Here is a 15,291-nt window from a genome sequence, read left to right as displayed (position 1 = left end):
CACCCCCATGGGCCGCTCGGGCGCGGTGCTGGTCGGCCGGCGCGAGCCGGACGGCGGCGTGCACGTCAGCGTGACCGCCTCGACCCACCGCCCCCACGTGCTCGACCTCGGCGTGGCTCCCACGGAGTCCGACGTCGCGACCGCGGTCGCCGCGATCGACCACTGGTACGACGACCCGCACGGCGCGCCCGACTGGCGCGCCGCGCAGACCCTGCGCTGCGCGCTCGAGGTCGTGGAGGAGCTGGCATGAGCAGGGCGATCGAGAGCAGGCCGGTCGAGGGAGGGGCGTTCGAGGTGCGGGTCAACGGCGCGAGCGTCACCACGGCCCCCACGCCGGGCCAGTGCCTGCGCACCTACCTGCGCGACCACGACCGCCTCGACGTCAAGAAGGGCTGCGACGCCGGCGACTGCGGTGCCTGCACCGTCCTGGTCGACGGCGACCCGACCCACGCGTGCGTGTTCCCGGCCGTGAGGGCCGCCGGTCGCGAGGTCACGACGGCGTCCGGCCTGGGCACGCCCGACGACCTGCACCCCGTGCAGCAGCGCTTCGTCGACGCGGCCGGGTTCCAGTGCGGGTTCTGCACGGCGGGCATGGTCGTCACCGCCTCGACGCTGCCCGAGGGGCTCGCGCACGACGACCTGTGCCGCTCGATGAAGGGCAACCTGTGCCGCTGCACCGGCTACCGCTCGGTGCGCGACGCCCTCGCGGGCCGGGCCAACGTCGGCGAGGCCGCGGCGGGGGAGGCGTTCGGCGCCTCGGTCGCCGCGCCGGCGGCGTGCCGCGTGGTGGCCGGGCAGGAGCCGTTCACGCTCGACCTGGAGGCGCCGGCGGACCTGCTCCACGTCGCGGTGCTCGGCAGCCCGCACCCTCACGCGCGCATCACCTCGATCGACACGTCGCGTGCGGAGGCGCTGCCCGGGGTGCACCTGGTGCTCACCCACCACGACGCGCCCGACGTCCTCTACTCGACCGGCCGCCACCAGAGCCGGCTCGACGACCCCGACGACACGCGCCTGCTCGACCCGGTCCTGCGGTTCGCCGGCCAGCGCGTCGCGGTGGTCGTGGCCGAGACGGTCGCCACCGCGCAGGAGGCCTGCCGGCTCGTCGACGTGGAGTACGAGGTGCTGCCCGCGGTCCTCGACCCCGACGCGGCGCGACGGCCCGGGGCGCCGCTCGTGCACGGCGACAAGGACCCGGTCGTCTCGCGCATCGCCGAGCCCACCCGCAACGTGGTCGCCCAGCTGCACGACGAGCACGGCGACGTCGAGGCGGCCCTGGCCTCGGCCCACGCCGTCGTGTCGGGCACGTGGCAGACGTCGCGGGTCTCGCACGCCCAGCTCGAGACGCACGGCGGGCGTGGCTGGCTGGCCGACGACGGCACCCTCGTGGTGCGCACGAGCACGCAGGTGCCGTTCCTGGTGCGCGACGAGCTCGCCCACGTGCTCTCGCTGCCGCGCGAGCGGGTGCGGGTGCTCGCCGCCCGGGTCGGCGGTGGGTTCGGCGGCAAGCAGGAGATGCTCGTCGAGGACGTCATCGGGCTCGCCGTCCTGCGCACCGGACGCCCCGTGCAGTACGAGCTGAGCCGCGAGGACCAGTTCACGATCGTGCCGTGCCGCCACCCCATGCGGGTCGGCGTCACCCTCGGCGCCGACGCCGACGGGCACCTGACGGCGCTCAAGCTCGACGTGCTGTCCGACACCGGCGCGTACGGCAACCACGCCGTCGGCGTCATGTTCCACGGCTGCCACGAGTCGGTCGCGCAGTACCGCTGCCCCAACAAGCGGGTCGACGCCGAGGCGGTCTACACCCACCAGCTCCCGTCGGGCGCCTTCCGCGGCTACGGCCTCGGGCAGGTCATGTTCGGCATCGAGTCGGCCATGGACGACCTCGCGGCCGAGCTGGGGATGGACCCCGTCGAGCTCCGGCGTCGCAACGCCGTCGTGCCCGGCGACCCGTTCGTGGTGACGGCGCTGGAGGAGGACGACCTGGAGTACGGCTCGTACGGGCTCGACCAGTGCCTCGACCTCGTCGACGAGGCGCTCGCGTCGGGTCGCGGCGAGGTGGCGCCCGAGGGCTGGCCGACGGGGCGCGGCGTCGCGATGGCCATGATCGCCACCATCCCGCCGCGCGGGCACTTCACCGACGTCGCCGTCGCGGTCGACGCCGACGGTCGCTACACCGTCTCCGTCGGGACGGCCGAGTTCGGCAACGGCACGACCACGGTCCACGTCCAGCTTGCGGCCACCGAGCTGGCCACGACGCCCGACCGGGTGCGCGTGCGCCAGAGCGACACGGCCACGTCGGGCTACGACACCGGCGCCTACGGGTCGGCCGGCTCGGTCGTGGCGGGCAAGGCGGTCCACGTGGCGGCCGAGCGGCTGCACGCCGAGCTGCTCACGCTCGCGGCCCGCTCGGCCGGGGTCGCCCGCGGGCACTGCACGCTCGAGCGCGACGGCGTGCGCCTGCTCGACGGGTCGCTCCTGACGTTCCGCGAGGTCGTGCCCGACGGGCTGTCGGCGGAGGGCACCCACGACGGGACTCCGCGCTCGGTGGCCTTCAACGTCCACGGCTTCCGGGTCGCGGTCGACCCCGCGTCGGGCGAGGTGCGGGTGCTGCAGTCGGTGCACGCGGCCGACGCCGGCGTCGTCATCAACCCCGAGCAGCTGCGCGGCCAGGTCGAGGGCGGTGTCGCGCAGGCGATCGGGTCGGCGCTGCAGGAAGAGGTGCTCGTCGAGGACGGGCACGTCGTCACGCGCACCTTCCGGTCCTACCGGGTGCCGCAGATGGCTGACGTGCCCACGACCGAGGTGCTCTTCGCCGACACCCACGACGAGCTCGGTCCGCGCGGCGCGAAGTCCATGAGCGAGGCGCCGTACAACCCGGTGGCCCCCGCCCTCGCCAACGCGATCACCGACGCCCTCGGTGCCCGCCCGCGCACGCTGCCGATGAGTCGCGACCGGGTCTGGCGGCTCGCGCAGACGGGGTCCGACGCGCCGCCGGGCCCGGCGCGCCAGGGGTAGGTCGATCGATCGTCAGGACCGGCCGCGTCCTGCGGGGGCCTGGTGGATGGGGCCGGTCGTGGCGGAGAGCGGCTGCGCCGAGCCGCCGTGACGGACGGCCAGCACCTCGGCGAGGATCGCCACGGCGGTGTGCTCGGGGCTCGAGCCGCCGAGGTCGAGACCGATGGGGGAGCGCAGCCGGGCGACGTCGACGCCCTCGAGCGCGCGCACGCGCTGCTCGTGCGTGGCGCGCGAGCCCATGGCGCCGACGTAGCCGGCGCCGCCCTCCAGTGCCGACGCCAGCACGGCCGTGTCGCGCTCGAGGTCGTGCCCGAGCACGCACACGGCGTCGTCGGGCGACCACGTGCGCTCCGCGCACCAGTCCGCGAGGTCGGACACCACGACCGCCGTCGCGTCCGGGAAGCGCTCCTTGGTCGCGAACGTCGCGCGGTGGTCGAGCACGGTGACCGCGAAGCCGGCGCGTGCGGCCAGCGCGCACAGGGCCACGGCGAACTCCACGGCCCCGACGACGACGAGCTCCGGCGGTCGGTGGGCCGAGAGGCTGGTCCCCGCGAGCGTCAGGGTCGCGGACCGCCCGCCGGCGGCGCGCTCCACCTGGTGCCACTGCTCCTCGTCGAGCGACGCGAGGTCGCACACGAGCACCTCGATCGTCCCGCCGCACATCAGGCCGGGCTCCAGCCAGTCGCCGGCGGCGTAGGTGCGTCGCCGCGTCGGCCCGCCTGCGAGGACCTCCTCGCACTCGGCGACGAGGGCGCCCTCGACGCACCCGCCGGAGATGCTGCCGACCACGCGGCCGGTGTCGTCGACCGCAAGGGCCGCGCCCACCGCGCGCGGCGCGCTGCCGTGCACGGCGACCAAGGTGGCGACGGCGACGCGACGACCCTCGGTCGTCCAGGTGCGGAGGGTGGGGGCGATGTCGAGCACGAACCCAGCCTGCGGGACAAGTGTTTCATCGCGGGGACGGTGGAGAAACGCCCACGAAACACCCTCTTGCGACGATCCCCGGCAGGAGCACGAGAGAGGGAGTCGACGATGACCGACGAGCAGGACGCGACGTGGCTGGCACTGGCCGTGGACCTCGCCACGCAGAACGTGGCCGAGGGCGGCGGACCCTTCGGCGCGGTGCTGGTCAAGGGTGACGAGCTGGTCGCCACCGGGCAGAACCGGGTCACCCGCGACCTCGACCCGAGCGCCCACGCGGAGGTCGTCGCCATCCGGGCCGCGTGCCGGGCGATCGGCGACTTCTCCCTGGCAGGACTGACGTTGTACTCCTCCTGCGAGCCCTGCCCGATGTGCCTCGCGACGTCGCTGTGGTCGCGAGTCGACCGGGTCGTGTTCGCCGCCGACCGCGACGACGCGGCCCGCGGCGGGTTCGACGACCGCGAGTTCTACGAGCTCTTCTCGCGCGACCGCGCGACGTGGGGCACGACGGTCGAGGCGACCCGCACGGCCGACGCGTCGTCGCCCTTCGACGCGTGGCTGAGCCACGCCGCGCGCACGGCCTACTGAGATTTACGCAGGCGTAATCCTGCTGCGTCAGGAGCGGAACGCGACGCTCCTAACGTCTCGGTCTGTAACGGGGGTTTCATCGTCAGCAGCGCACGCTGCTCGAGCCAGGGAGTGCCACAGTCATGAACCAGTCCATCCGCCGAGGAACCAGCGTGCGTGTCGCCGCGGTGCTCTCGGCCGCCGCCCTCGCCCTGTCCGCGTGCGGCTCGAGCTCTGACTCCGCGGACGAGTCGTCGGGCGACGGCCTCGGAGACGTGACCGTCCAGTTCTCCTGGATCAAGAACGCCGAGTTCGCGGGCGAGTTCATCGCCGACAGCGCCGGCTACTACAAGGACGCCGGTCTCGGGAAGACCACCTTCCTCGCCGGGCCCGTCGCCCAGGAGGAGATCGTCGCCACCGGCAAGGCCGACTTCGGCCTCAGCAACGCCGTCTCGACCGCCTCGGCGATCACCAACTCCGACTTCCCGCTGAAGATCATCGGCGCGACGTACCAGAAGAACCCGTTCTCGATCCTGTCGCTGGCCGACAAGGGCAACATCAAGACGCCGCAGGACCTCATCGGCAAGAAGATCGGTGTCCAGGACCCGAACCTCAGCCTGTTCAAGGCCTTCCTCGCCGCGAACGACATCGACGAGAAGGACGTCGAGATCGTCCCGAACGGCTTCGACGTCGCCCCGCTGGAGGACAAGCAGATAGACGGGCTCGTCGCCTACGTCACCAACGAGTCGCTGCTGGTCAAGAGCCACGGCTTCGACACCGTCGACCTGTCCTTCGCCGACAACAACCTGCCGTTCGTCGCCGAGAGCATCATCACGACCGACGAGACCCTGAAGAACAAGCCCGACTACGTCAAGGCGTTCCTCGAGGCCGAGATCAAGGGCTGGAAGGACGCCTGCGACGGCGAGGCCGGGTACGAGAAGGGCGCGAAGCTCGCCGTCGACACCTACGGCAAGGACATCGACCCGCCGCTCGAGCTCGACAAGGAGATCGCGCAGGCCAAGCAGCAGTGCGAGCTGCTCGTCAACACCGACGAGACCGCCAAGAACGGCATCTTCACGATCAGCGACGACCTGGTGCAGGCCAACCTGACGTCGCTCAAGGCGGCGGGGATCGACATCTCCGCCGACGACCTGTTCGACCTCGAGCCGCTGACCGAGCTGCTCAAGGAGAAGCCCGAGCTCGCCAAGTGAGGACCGCGTGAGCAACCTGACGACGCCGGCCGGCGGTGGGGCCCTGACGGTCCCCACCGCCGGCACCGGCCTGCACATCCAGGACCTGTCGAAGACGTTCTCCGTCGGGCGCAAGGAGGTGGTCGCCCTCACGGACGCCACCCTGCACACCGACAAGGGCAGCTTCCTGTCCCTGCTCGGCCCGTCGGGCTGCGGCAAGTCGACGATCCTGCGCATCCTGGCCGGCCTCGAGAAGCCGACGAGCGGCCGCGCGACCGTCGACGGCAAGTCGCCCACCGAGCTGCGGCGCGACCACGAGCTCGGCATCGCCTTCCAGGACTCGGCCCTGCTGCCGTGGCGGTCGGTGGAGTCCAACATCCGCCTGCCCTTCCAGGTCTCCGGCGAGCAGCCCGACGACGCCCTGGTCAAGGAGCTCATCGCGCTCGTCGGCCTGCAGGGCTTCGAGAAGGCCAAGCCCGCGCAGCTCTCGGGCGGCATGCGCCAGCGGGTGTCCATCGCGCGCTCGCTCGTGGTCAAGCCCTCGGTCCTGCTGCTCGACGAGCCGTTCGGCGCGCTCGACGACATGACCCGCCAGCGGCTGAACGTCGAGCTGCTGCGGATCTGGACCGAGAAGCCCGCGACCACGCTCATGGTCACGCACGGCATCTCCGAGGCGATCTTCCTGTCGGACCAGGTGGCGGTCATGAGCCCGCGACCGGGCCGCATCAAGGAGGTCATCGACGTCGACCTGCCGCGTCCGCGCGTGCCGGAGATGATGCGCACGCCGGAGTTCCACGCCCTGCACGACCAGGCCTCGGAGCTGCTGTTCGGTGCCGGCGGGGCGGCGGTCGAGTGATGAGCACCTCCCTGTCGCTCTCGCCCGAGCGCACCAGGACGCTCGGGATCGGTGCGGCGGGCCTCGTGGGCACCGTCGCGCTCTGGTGGCTCGTCGCGGCGACCGTGCTCGCGCGCTTCCAGGTGCCGACGCCGGGCGAGGTGCTGTCGACCTTCGCCGACCGCGGCTTCGACTACTACCGCACCGTCTTCTCGATCACGCTCGAGGAGTCGCTGTACGGCTACCTCGTCGGTGTCGCCCTCGCGCTGACCGTCGCCGTGCTCGTGCTGCTCGTGCCGTTCATCGAGCCCATCGTCATGCAGCTCGCCGTCATCACCTACTGCCTGCCGATCGTGGTGCTCGCGCCGATCCTCATCACGGTGCACGAGATCCCCGAGAAGGGCGGGCTGTCCGCGACCGCCATCGACCTCGCGGCCGTGTCGGTGTTCTTCACGACCGTCGTCGGTGCCGTGCTCGGGTTCCGCGCGGCCGACCAGGCGACGCTCGACGTCGTCGAGGTCTACGGCGGCAGCCGCCTGCAGCAGCTGCTGCGCGTGCGGGCCGTCGCCGCGCTGCCGGCGCTCTTCACGACGCTGCAGATCGCGGCACCGGCCGCCTTCCTCGGGGCGCTGCTCGGCGAGTACTTCGACCGGCACCTCGAGATCGGCGTCGGGCCGTCGCTCATCCTCAGCCAGAACAACCGGGAGACCGCGCTCGCGTGGTCGCTCGGCATCGGCTGCGCCCTCGTCTCGGGCCTGGCGTACGCCCTGCTCGGGCTGCTCGGTCGCGTCGTGGCGCCGTGGTCGCGGGGAGCGGCCTCGTGAAGGTCCTCGCGGTCGCCCGGCCGCTGCTCACGGTCCTCGTCGTGCTCGCCGCGACGATCGGCGCCTGGTATGCGCTCGTCACCCTCACCGGCGTCAGCGACCTCACCACCCGGCTGCCGCAGGACGTCGTCGCCTACCTGTTCACCGAGGACGACGCCGCCGCGAACCGCGCGGAGGTGCTCGGCGCGCTCGGCCAGACCGTCATCGACGCCGGCATCGGCTTCGTCGCCGGGCTGACCGCCGCGTTCGTGCTCGCGACGGTCATGGTGCTCTGGTCGGGCGTCGAGGCCGCCACCATGCCGGTCGTCATGATCGTGCGCACCGTCCCGCTCGTGGCCCTCGCTCCGATCATCACCCTGCTGTTCGGCAACGGGTTCTGGTGCGTCGCGGTGATGAGCGGCATCGTCGTGCTGTTCCCGGCCCTCGTGAACATCGCGTACGGGCTGCGGTCGGTGACGCCCCAGATGCACGACGTGGTGACCGTCTACGGCGGGTCGTCGTGGGACGTCATGCGTCGGGTCGCGTTCCCGACGGCCCTGCCGTCGATCTTCGCCGCCATCCGGATCTCGGTGCCGGGCGCCATCACCGGCGCGCTCATCGCCGAGTACTTCACGACGACCGACAGCGTCGGCAAGGCGGTCAACCAGGCACTCGCGCTGTACCAGTACGACAAGCTCTGGTCGCTCGTCGTCGTGGTCACGCTCGTCTCCGTGATCGGCTACGCCTTGGCGCAGCTGGCCGAGACCTTCGTGCTCGCCCGCTACGGCCGCAACGCCGGCCGCGCCTGACCCCACCCCACCCGCCCGCACGTTTGCGTGGGGCCCCACGCAACCGTGCGGTTCGGGCGGGTGGTTGCGGTGGGCGGAGCCGGTTTGGGTGGGGCCCCACCCAAGCGTGCGGTTCGGGCGGGTGGTTGCGGTGGGCGGAGCCGGTTTGGGTGGGGCCCCACGTCAACGTCCTCCGCCGCCCACGGCCCGGCACCCCCGCCAGGCTCTCCGCCGCCCACGGCCCGGCACCCCCGCCAGGCTCTCCGCCGCCCACGGCCCGGCACCCCCGCCGGGACGCCCGTCGGCCAGGCGCATACTGGGGCGAGTGAGCGCGACGACGAGACGAGGGCCGGTCGCCGTCTGGCTCACCGGGCTGTCGCTGTACTTCCTCGCCGTCTTCCACCGCTCGTCGCTGGCGGTCGCCGGGCTCGCCGCGACGGAGCGGTTCGGCATCTCCGCCGCCCAGCTGTCGACCTTCGTCATGCTGCAGCTCGTCGTCTACGCCGGCATGCAGATCCCCGTCGGGCTCCTGCTCGACCGGTTCGGGCCGCGCCGCATCCTCACCATCGGCGTGGTCGTGCTGACCCTCGCCCAGGCGGCGTTCGCGCTCGCCGACACGTTCGCCGTGGCGCTGGTGGCGCGCGTCTTCGTCGGCCTCGGCGACGCGATGACCTTCGTCTGCGTCCTGCGGCTCGTCACCACCTGGTTCCCGTCGCGACGCATCCCGCTCGTCACGCAGCTCACCGGCGTCCTGGGGCAGCTCGGCGCGCTCGTGGCCGCCGTGCCGATGACTTGGGCGCTGCGCGAGCTCGGCTGGACGCCCACCTACCTCGCGGCCGCCTCGCTCGGGCTGGTCCTCATGGTGGTCCTGCTCGTCGTCGTCCACGACGAGCCCGGCTCGCCCCACGTGCTCGGCGCGCCGCTGTCGTGGACGACCGTCCGCAGCAGCCTGGCCGCGTCGTGGCGCCACCCCGGCACGCGGCTCGGCTTCTGGGTCCACTTCACCACCCAGTTCAGCGCGACGACGCTCGGCCTGCTGTGGGGGTACCCGTTCTTCGTGCGCGGCGAGGGTCGCACCTCGGCGCAGGCGGGTGCCCTGCTGACCATCCTCGTGCTCGCCGTCATGGTCGCCGGACCGGTGCTGGCGTGGGCGATCACCCGCGACCCGTGGCACCGCTCGACGATCGTGCTGGGCATCGTCTGCTCCATCGTCACCGTCTGGACGGTGGTGCTCGTGTGGCCCGGCACCGCCCCGAGCTGGCTGCTCGTGCTGCTGGTCGTGGTGGTCGGCGTCGGCGGCCCGGCGTCGATGGTCGGGTTCGACCTCGGCCGCTCCTTCAACCCGCCCGACCGCCTCGGTGCCGCCACCGGGATCATCAACCAGGGCGGCTTCGTGGCGTCGCTGCTGCTCGTCGTCGCCATCGGGCTCGTGCTCGACTGGCGCACGCCCGGGGCCAGCACCGACTACGCGCCCGGGGCGTTCCGGTGGGCGATGTCCGTGCAGTACGTCCTGTGGGCCGTCGGCCTCACCCAGATCTGGCGCTACCGCCGCCGCACGCGCGGGCAGCTGCTCGCCGAGGACCCCGACGCACGCGAGCACTGGCGCGGTCGGCTGGCCTGACGCGACCGCTCAGCCCGCGAGCACCGGTCGTCGGGGGTCGAACAGCTCGACGGGGTGGTCGGTCGTGCCCGTGGTCGCGAGATCGGCGAGGATCTCGCCGATCACGGGCACGAACTTGAACCCGTGGCCGCTGAACCCGCACGCCACGCTCACCTGCGGGTGGCCGGGGTGCTGCCCGACGACGAAGTGCTCGTCCGGCGTCACCGAGTACAGGCAGGTCTTGGCCTCCACGACGGGTCGGCCGAGCAGGGGGAACAGCTCGCGGGCGCGCTCGAGCATCCGGTCGTTCTCCTCCTCGCGGACCACCCGGTCGATCGTCGCGGCCGTGGTGGGTGAGCCGACGCGGAAGAAGCCGAGCTTGAAGCCGCCGTCCGGCCCGTCGGTCATGGGGAAGCCGTAGATCTGGTGGTTGCCGTGCGTCTGCTCGATGTAGACGGGGTGGTGGGCGTCGCTCCACCGCTCGTAGGGCACGGTGCTCGTGTCGGGCGTGAACCAGTGGAACACCATGCGCTCGATCGACAGCGGCAGCTGCAGGTCGGCCAGGACCTCGGGCGCCCACGGTCCCGGGGAGACGACGAGCCGGTCGGCCCCGTAGCGACCCTGCGGCGTCACGACCTCGACGCCACCGCCCGGCGTCGCGCCCCACCAGGTGACCGGCTCGCCGAAGCGCAGCGTCGCCCCCTTGCGCGCCGCCACCTCGGCGTTCGCGACGACGGTCTCCTCCGGCCGCACGTAGCCGGCCGCGGCCTCGTAGAGCGCGAGGGCGTCGGGGGCGGGGGTCATCGACGGGAAGCGCTCGTGCACCTGCTCGGCCGTGAGCACCTCGTGGTCGAGGCCGTGCTCCTGTGCCGCGGCGAGGCTGCCGGCGAACGTCGTGCTCCCGGGATCGCCGACGTAGATCCCGCCGCACAGCGTCATGAGGTCGCGGCCCGACTCCTCCTCGAGCCGACGGAAGCCGGCGTACGACGACCGCAGGAGCGGCACGTAGGCGGCGTCCTCGAAGTACGACTGCCGGATGATCCGGGTACCGCCGTGGTGCGCGCCGTGCGCGTGGCCGGGGGTGTAGGTGTCCAGGCCGAGCACGGACACGCCGCGGTCGGCCAGGGCGTTGCAGGCCGCGGCGCCCATCGACCCGACCCCGAGCACGATCACGTCGTAGTGGTCCATGGCGGGATCCTTCCAGGAGGGGTGCGGCGGCTCAGCCGCGCAGCCGGGTCATCTGCGGGTCGACGATCGGCTCGGCCGTGACCGTCGCCGCGTGCCGCACGCCGAGGTACTCGACGTCCAGCGCGGTGCCCACCGTCGCGAGGGCGCTCGGCACCCAGGCGTAGGCGATCGACGTGCCCGACGTGTAGCCCTGGTCGGCGCTCGTCACGTACCCGACGACGGCGTCGCCGGACCGCACCGGCTCGTGACCGAGCAGCACCGTGCCGGGGTCGTCGAGGGTGAGGCACACGAGTCGCTGCGTGCTCGTGCGGGCGGCGAGCGCGGCGGCTCCCACCACGTCGCGTGCGCCGATCCGCACGGCGAACCCGAGCCCGGCCTCGTCGGGCCCGTGCTCGCGCGTGACGTCGTGCCCCCACAGCCGGTAGCCCTTCTCCAGCCGCAGGCTCTCGAACGCGCGGCGACCCGCCGCGACGATCCCGTGCTCGGCGCCGGCCTCCCACAGGACGTCCCAGAGCCGGCCGCCGAACTCCGCCGGCGTGTACAGCTCCCACCCGAGCTCGCCGACGTAGCTGAGCCGCATCGCGAGGACGGGGACGCCGGCCACGCGCAACCGCTGGGCGGTGTAGTAGCGGAACGCCGCGTCGCTGACGTCGGTGTCGGCGAGCGCGGCCAGCACGTCGCGCGAGCGCGGGCCCCACAGCCCGAGACCGCAGTGCCCGGTGGTCACGTCGTGCACCTGCACGCCGCTGCCCTCGGGCCGGTGGGCCCGCAGCCAGTCGAGGTCGAGCGGACCGTTGAGGCCCAGCTGGTACTCCTCGGGACCGAGCCGGGCGGCGGTCACGTCGGACAGCACGCCGCCGGACTCGTCGAGCAGCAGCCCGTACACGACCTGGCCGACGGCTCGGTCGACGTCGCTGGTGAGCATGCGGCGCAGGAAGGCGGTGGCGCCGGGGCCGCTCACCCGCGCTCGGGGGAGCGGCGACATGTCGTGGAGCGCCCCCCGCTCGCGGGTGGCGCGGGCCTCGGCCGCGGCGATCGGCGACCAGTGCCGCGCCGCCCACGCGTCGCGGTCGTCCAGCCGGAGCGCGGGCTCGTCGGGGAGCGGCAGGTCGGCGTTGGCCTCGAACCACAGCGGCCGCTCCCAGCCGGAGGCCTCGCCGAGCACGGCGCCCAGGGCACGCTGCCGGTCGTGGAACGGAGGCGTCCGCAGACCGCGCATCCGCGCCGTCGACGCGCGCGGGTGCACGACGTCGTACACCTCGTCGTAGGCCTCGCTGGCGCGCTCGACCGTGTGCGCGTGGCTGACGACGGCGGGGTCGAAGCGGCGAAAGTCGAGGCCGTGGGTGTCGATGCCCGGGTCGCCCGTCGTCAGCCAGTCCGCGACCACCTGGGCCATGCCCGCCGACTGCGTCACCCACACCGCCTGGGCCAGCCAGAGTCCCTCGACGCCGGGCACCGGCCCGAGCATCGGGCCCCCGTCGGGCGTGAAGGAGAAGATGCCGTTGAAGCTGCGTCCGACGTCGAGCCTGGCGTCGCGCAGCTCGGGCACGATCGTCTGCGCCTCCTTCCAGGTCGGCTCGTAGTCCTCGGGGGTGAACGGGTGCATCGCCGGGTGCACGCCGGTCGCGGCGAACTCGTCGGCGCTGGCGATCTGCGGGTCCTCGACGGGGAGCGGCCGGTGGTCGTAGGCGCCGATGGCGATCGTGGAGCCCCACTCGCGCAGGTACATCCCGGCGTCCTGGTGGCGCAGCATCGGACGGACGACCTCCGTCGCCTCGTCGACCGACGCGCGGGCGGCCAGCGGCTCGCTCCACCCGAACCCGTGGGCCATCGGCATCATGGGCAGCTCGAAGCCGAGCAGGTCGCGCGCCAGCCCGGGGCCCCAGAGCCCGGCGGCGCTGACGACGACGTCGGCGCCGATGACGTCCGGCTGCGCGTCGGGAGCGGCGGGGACGGGCAGGACCTCGACCCCGGTGACGCGGCCGCCCTGCGTCCGCAGCCCGACCACGCGGGTGAGCGGCCGGATGGTGGCGCCCGCGGCCTCGGCGCGGCGGGCCTGCCACTGCACGGCGCGCACACCCTTCACGACGGCGTCGGTGGGCGTGTGCAGCCCGCCGAGGACGGTGTCGGGGTCGAGGCCGGGCCAGAGGGCGGCGCACTCGTCGGGTCCGACGAGCGAGGCCTCCACGCCCCACGACGTCGCGAACCCCAGCCGGCGACGCAGCTCGCGCAGCCGCTCAGGGGTGCGGGCGATCTCCAGGCCGCCGACCCGCTTGCTCACCCACGCGCCGTCGACGTCGAGCCCGTCGAGCTTGTCGAGCGTCCGCTGGGCCAGCAGGCTCATCACCCGGCTGCCGTTGGTCTGGAACACGAAGCCGGGGGCGTGCGAGCTCGAGCCGCCCGTCTCGTACAGCGGCCCCTGGTCCACGACCGTGACCCGACGCAGACCGCGCAGGGTCAGCTCGTCGGCCAGGGCGGCGCCGACCACGCCGAGACCGATCACGACGACGCGCGGCTGGGGATAGGGCACCCGAGCTCCCCTCTGTTGCGTTCAACGCAACACTGATCTGCAGGACGCAACGAGCGTAGGACGGCGTCGGTCGTGGGGGCAACGCCGTCCGGCAGGTTTCACCTGCCCGTAACAGGGGTCAGTCGACGGGGGCGCCCGGTCGGTGGGCCGGTCGTACCGTCCCCCAGCGCAGCCCCAGCTCCTCGGCGCCGTCGGCGAGGACCGCAGCGAGGTCGGCGAAGCCCGACGCCGGCATGCGGAAGTCCGGCGCGGTGACGGACAGGGCCGCCACGACCCGTCCGTCCGCGCCGCGCACGGGGACGGCGACGGCACACGTGCCCGCCTCCCACTCGGCGTCGGCGCTGGCCCAGCCGCGGCGACGGACGCGGTCGAGCTCCTCGACGAGGTCGTCGGGACGCGTGAGGGTGCGGTCGGTGTAGCCCTCCAGGCCGGCGGCGAGCACCTGCTGCAGCAGGTCGTCGCCCGCGTGGGCCAGCAGGACCTTGCCCGTCGAGGTCGCGTGCAGCGGCGTGCGCTGGCCGACGTACTGCCGGGTGACCGCCACCATCTGCGTGCCCATGGCCTGCGTGATGTTGACGGCCGAGACGTCGTCGAGGATCGCCACGTTCGTCGTCTCGTCGAGCCGGCGCGCCATCGCCTCGCACGCCTGCTGGGCGTCGCGGGCGAGGTCGATGCGTGTGCTCACGGCGCCCGCGAGGCGCAGGACGCCCAGTCCGAGCCGGTAGGCGCCGCGGTGCTCGACCTGCTCCACCAGGTGACGGGCCTCCAGGGTCGCGAGCAGCCGGAAGGCCGTGGACCGGTGGACGTCGAGCGCACGGGACAGCTCGCTCACCCCCACGGTGCCGCCGTCGGCGAGCAGCTCGAGGATCGCGGCGGCGCGGTCCACGGACTGGACGAGGCCGGGCTCGGTGTCGTTCACGGCGGTCCTTCCGGTCGGACGGATGAGCGTATTTCGCGCAGGTGAAATGTTCGTCGATCGGCGCGTCCGGGCTTGACGCAGGGGCCGACCCGTCTGCACCGTGTTGTGCATACAGAACATGTGTTGCGCTGTCAGCAACATACACGATCATGCCACTGCACCATCACACGACTGGGAGGGGTGAGCGATGCACCGGGTCTGCGCCGTGACCGACCTCGTGCCCGGCGAGGGGCTGCGGATCGACTCCGTCGTGCCGCCCATCGCCGTCTTCCTCACCGAGGAGGGCACCGTCCATGCGATCGACGACACCTGCACGCACCAGGACGCGTCGCTCGCGGCCGGCTGGGTCGAGGACTGCCGGGTCGAGTGCCCGCTGCACGCCAGCACCTTCTCGCTGCTCACCGGCGACGTCGACACGCAGCCGGCGAAGAAGCCCGTGCGCGTGCACGTGGCGGAGGTGCGCGACGGCGACGTGTGGGTCCAGCTGAGCACCGCCGCGCCGAACCTGCCGCCCGGGGTGACCTTCGCATGAGCGACCCCGTGAGCGACCCCATGAGCGACATCGTCGTGGTCGGCGCCGGCCTGGCCGGCTTCCACACCGCCTCCGCGCTGCGCCGGCTCGGGCACCGAGGCGCCATCACGGTGCTCGGTGCCGAGGCGCACGCCCCCTACGACCGACCGCCGCTGTCCAAGGCCTTCCTGGGCGGCAGCGTCAGCGCGGCCGACCTTGCCCTCGACGACCCCGACGCGCCGCTCGACGTCGCCTGGGAGCGCGGTGTCGGTGCGGTCGGCCTCGAGCCGGGTGCCGCGGGTGTGCCGCACCGCGTGCTGCTGGCCGACGGCACCGAGCGGCGCGCCCACCACGTCGTCGTCGCGACGGGCGCCGACGCCGTGCGGCTCGGCGACCACGTGCCCGGTGCGCACGTCCT

13 protein-coding genes and 1 pseudogene are annotated in these 15,291 nt (G+C 73.2%); 10 read left to right on the top strand and 4 right to left on the bottom strand.

Features of this window, described 5'->3' with window-relative positions; all coding sequences use genetic code 11:
• Positions 1-250 (top strand): annotated as a pseudogene (locus NH339_RS13575) (oxidoreductase); the annotation flags it as partial.
• The gene (locus NH339_RS13570) at positions 247-3,021 is read left to right on the top strand and encodes a molybdopterin-dependent oxidoreductase (protein WP_253026214.1); all 2,775 of its coding nucleotides are present in this window, start codon (positions 247-249) and stop codon (positions 3,019-3,021) included. The pseudogene NH339_RS13575 and the gene NH339_RS13570, both read left to right, overlap by 4 nt.
• Before the next feature lie 12 nt (positions 3,022-3,033).
• Here the strand turns inward: NH339_RS13570 and NH339_RS13565 are convergent, their stop codons facing one another.
• A complete protein-coding gene (locus NH339_RS13565) occupies positions 3,034-3,945 on the bottom strand; it encodes an XdhC family protein (RefSeq protein WP_253026212.1) in 912 nt (303 codons plus the stop codon).
• Between the two features lie 108 nt (positions 3,946-4,053).
• Between NH339_RS13565 and NH339_RS13560 the strand changes: the two genes are divergently transcribed.
• From NH339_RS13560 to NH339_RS13535, 6 genes are all read left to right on the top strand, one after another.
• On the top strand, positions 4,054-4,530 hold the full coding sequence (locus NH339_RS13560; RefSeq protein WP_253026210.1) for a nucleoside deaminase: 477 nt from the start codon (positions 4,054-4,056) through the stop codon (positions 4,528-4,530).
• Between the two features lie 122 nt (positions 4,531-4,652).
• On the top strand, positions 4,653-5,720 hold the full coding sequence (locus tag NH339_RS13555; RefSeq protein WP_253026208.1) for an ABC transporter substrate-binding protein: 1,068 nt from the start codon (positions 4,653-4,655) through the stop codon (positions 5,718-5,720).
• Between the two features lie 7 nt (positions 5,721-5,727).
• A complete protein-coding gene (locus tag NH339_RS13550) occupies positions 5,728-6,555 on the top strand; it encodes an ABC transporter ATP-binding protein (RefSeq protein ID WP_253026206.1) in 828 nt (275 codons plus the stop codon).
• Positions 6,555-7,358, top strand: a complete 804-nt coding sequence (locus NH339_RS13545; protein ID WP_253026204.1) for an ABC transporter permease — start codon at positions 6,555-6,557, stop codon at positions 7,356-7,358. The genes NH339_RS13550 and NH339_RS13545 overlap by 1 nt, the downstream gene beginning before the upstream one ends.
• Positions 7,355-8,146: an ABC transporter permease gene (locus tag NH339_RS13540; protein WP_253026202.1), complete on the top strand. Its 792-nt coding sequence runs from the start codon at positions 7,355-7,357 to the stop codon at positions 8,144-8,146. The genes NH339_RS13545 and NH339_RS13540 overlap by 4 nt, the downstream gene beginning before the upstream one ends.
• A 304-nt stretch (positions 8,147-8,450) precedes the next feature.
• The gene (locus tag NH339_RS13535) at positions 8,451-9,746 is read left to right on the top strand and encodes a nitrate/nitrite transporter (RefSeq protein WP_253026200.1); all 1,296 of its coding nucleotides are present in this window, start codon (positions 8,451-8,453) and stop codon (positions 9,744-9,746) included.
• A gap of 9 nt (positions 9,747-9,755) precedes the next feature.
• Here NH339_RS13535 and solA read toward each other — a convergent pair whose 3' ends face one another.
• The 3 genes from solA to NH339_RS13520 form a co-directional block, all read right to left on the bottom strand.
• Positions 9,756-10,913, bottom strand: coding sequence for an N-methyl-L-tryptophan oxidase (gene solA, locus NH339_RS13530; protein WP_253026198.1), 1,158 nt, complete (start codon positions 10,911-10,913; stop codon positions 9,756-9,758).
• A 31-nt stretch (positions 10,914-10,944) separates the two neighbouring features.
• Positions 10,945-13,443 carry an FAD-dependent oxidoreductase gene (locus NH339_RS18920; protein WP_253026196.1) on the bottom strand — a complete coding sequence of 833 codons (2,499 nt, stop codon included), beginning with the start codon at positions 13,441-13,443 and terminating at the stop codon, positions 10,945-10,947.
• A 118-nt stretch (positions 13,444-13,561) separates the two neighbouring features.
• Positions 13,562-14,362, bottom strand: a complete 801-nt coding sequence (locus NH339_RS13520) for an IclR family transcriptional regulator (RefSeq protein WP_253026194.1) — start codon at positions 14,360-14,362, stop codon at positions 13,562-13,564.
• 187 nt (positions 14,363-14,549) lie between these two features.
• Here NH339_RS13520 and NH339_RS13515 point away from each other — a divergent pair, with 187 nt between their 5' ends.
• Both NH339_RS13515 and NH339_RS13510 read left to right on the top strand, forming a co-directional pair.
• Complete coding sequence (locus NH339_RS13515) at positions 14,550-14,894, top strand: bifunctional 3-phenylpropionate/cinnamic acid dioxygenase ferredoxin subunit (RefSeq protein WP_253026192.1); 345 nt, start codon at positions 14,550-14,552, stop codon at positions 14,892-14,894.
• Positions 14,891-15,291 (top strand): FAD-dependent oxidoreductase (locus NH339_RS13510; protein WP_253026190.1); only part of this gene is annotated, 401 nt, incomplete at its 3' end. The genes NH339_RS13515 and NH339_RS13510, both read left to right, overlap by 4 nt.

The sequence above is a fragment of the Aeromicrobium sp. CnD17-E genome, assembly GCF_024124745.1.
GTDB lineage: Bacteria > Actinomycetota > Actinomycetes > Propionibacteriales > Nocardioidaceae > Aeromicrobium.
The sequence above is the reverse complement of the archived record's forward strand: the minus strand, read 5'-3'. Positions and strand labels throughout refer to the sequence as shown.

Bases quoted from the DNA above. Each gene is read 5' to 3' on its own strand.
- NH339_RS13570 (WP_253026214.1), top strand. From the start codon at position 247: ATGAGCAGGGCGATCGAGAGCAGGCCGGTCGAGGGAGGGGCGTTCGAG.
- NH339_RS13560 (WP_253026210.1), top strand. From the start codon at position 4,054: ATGACCGACGAGCAGGACGCGACGTGGCTGGCACTGGCCGTGGACCTC.
- NH339_RS13555 (WP_253026208.1), top strand. From the start codon at position 4,653: ATGAACCAGTCCATCCGCCGAGGAACCAGCGTGCGTGTCGCCGCGGTG.
- NH339_RS13545 (WP_253026204.1), top strand. From the start codon at position 6,555: ATGAGCACCTCCCTGTCGCTCTCGCCCGAGCGCACCAGGACGCTCGGG.
- solA (WP_253026198.1), bottom strand. From the start codon at position 10,913: ATGGACCACTACGACGTGATCGTGCTCGGGGTCGGGTCGATGGGCGCC.
- NH339_RS13515 (WP_253026192.1), top strand. From the start codon at position 14,550: ATGCACCGGGTCTGCGCCGTGACCGACCTCGTGCCCGGCGAGGGGCTG.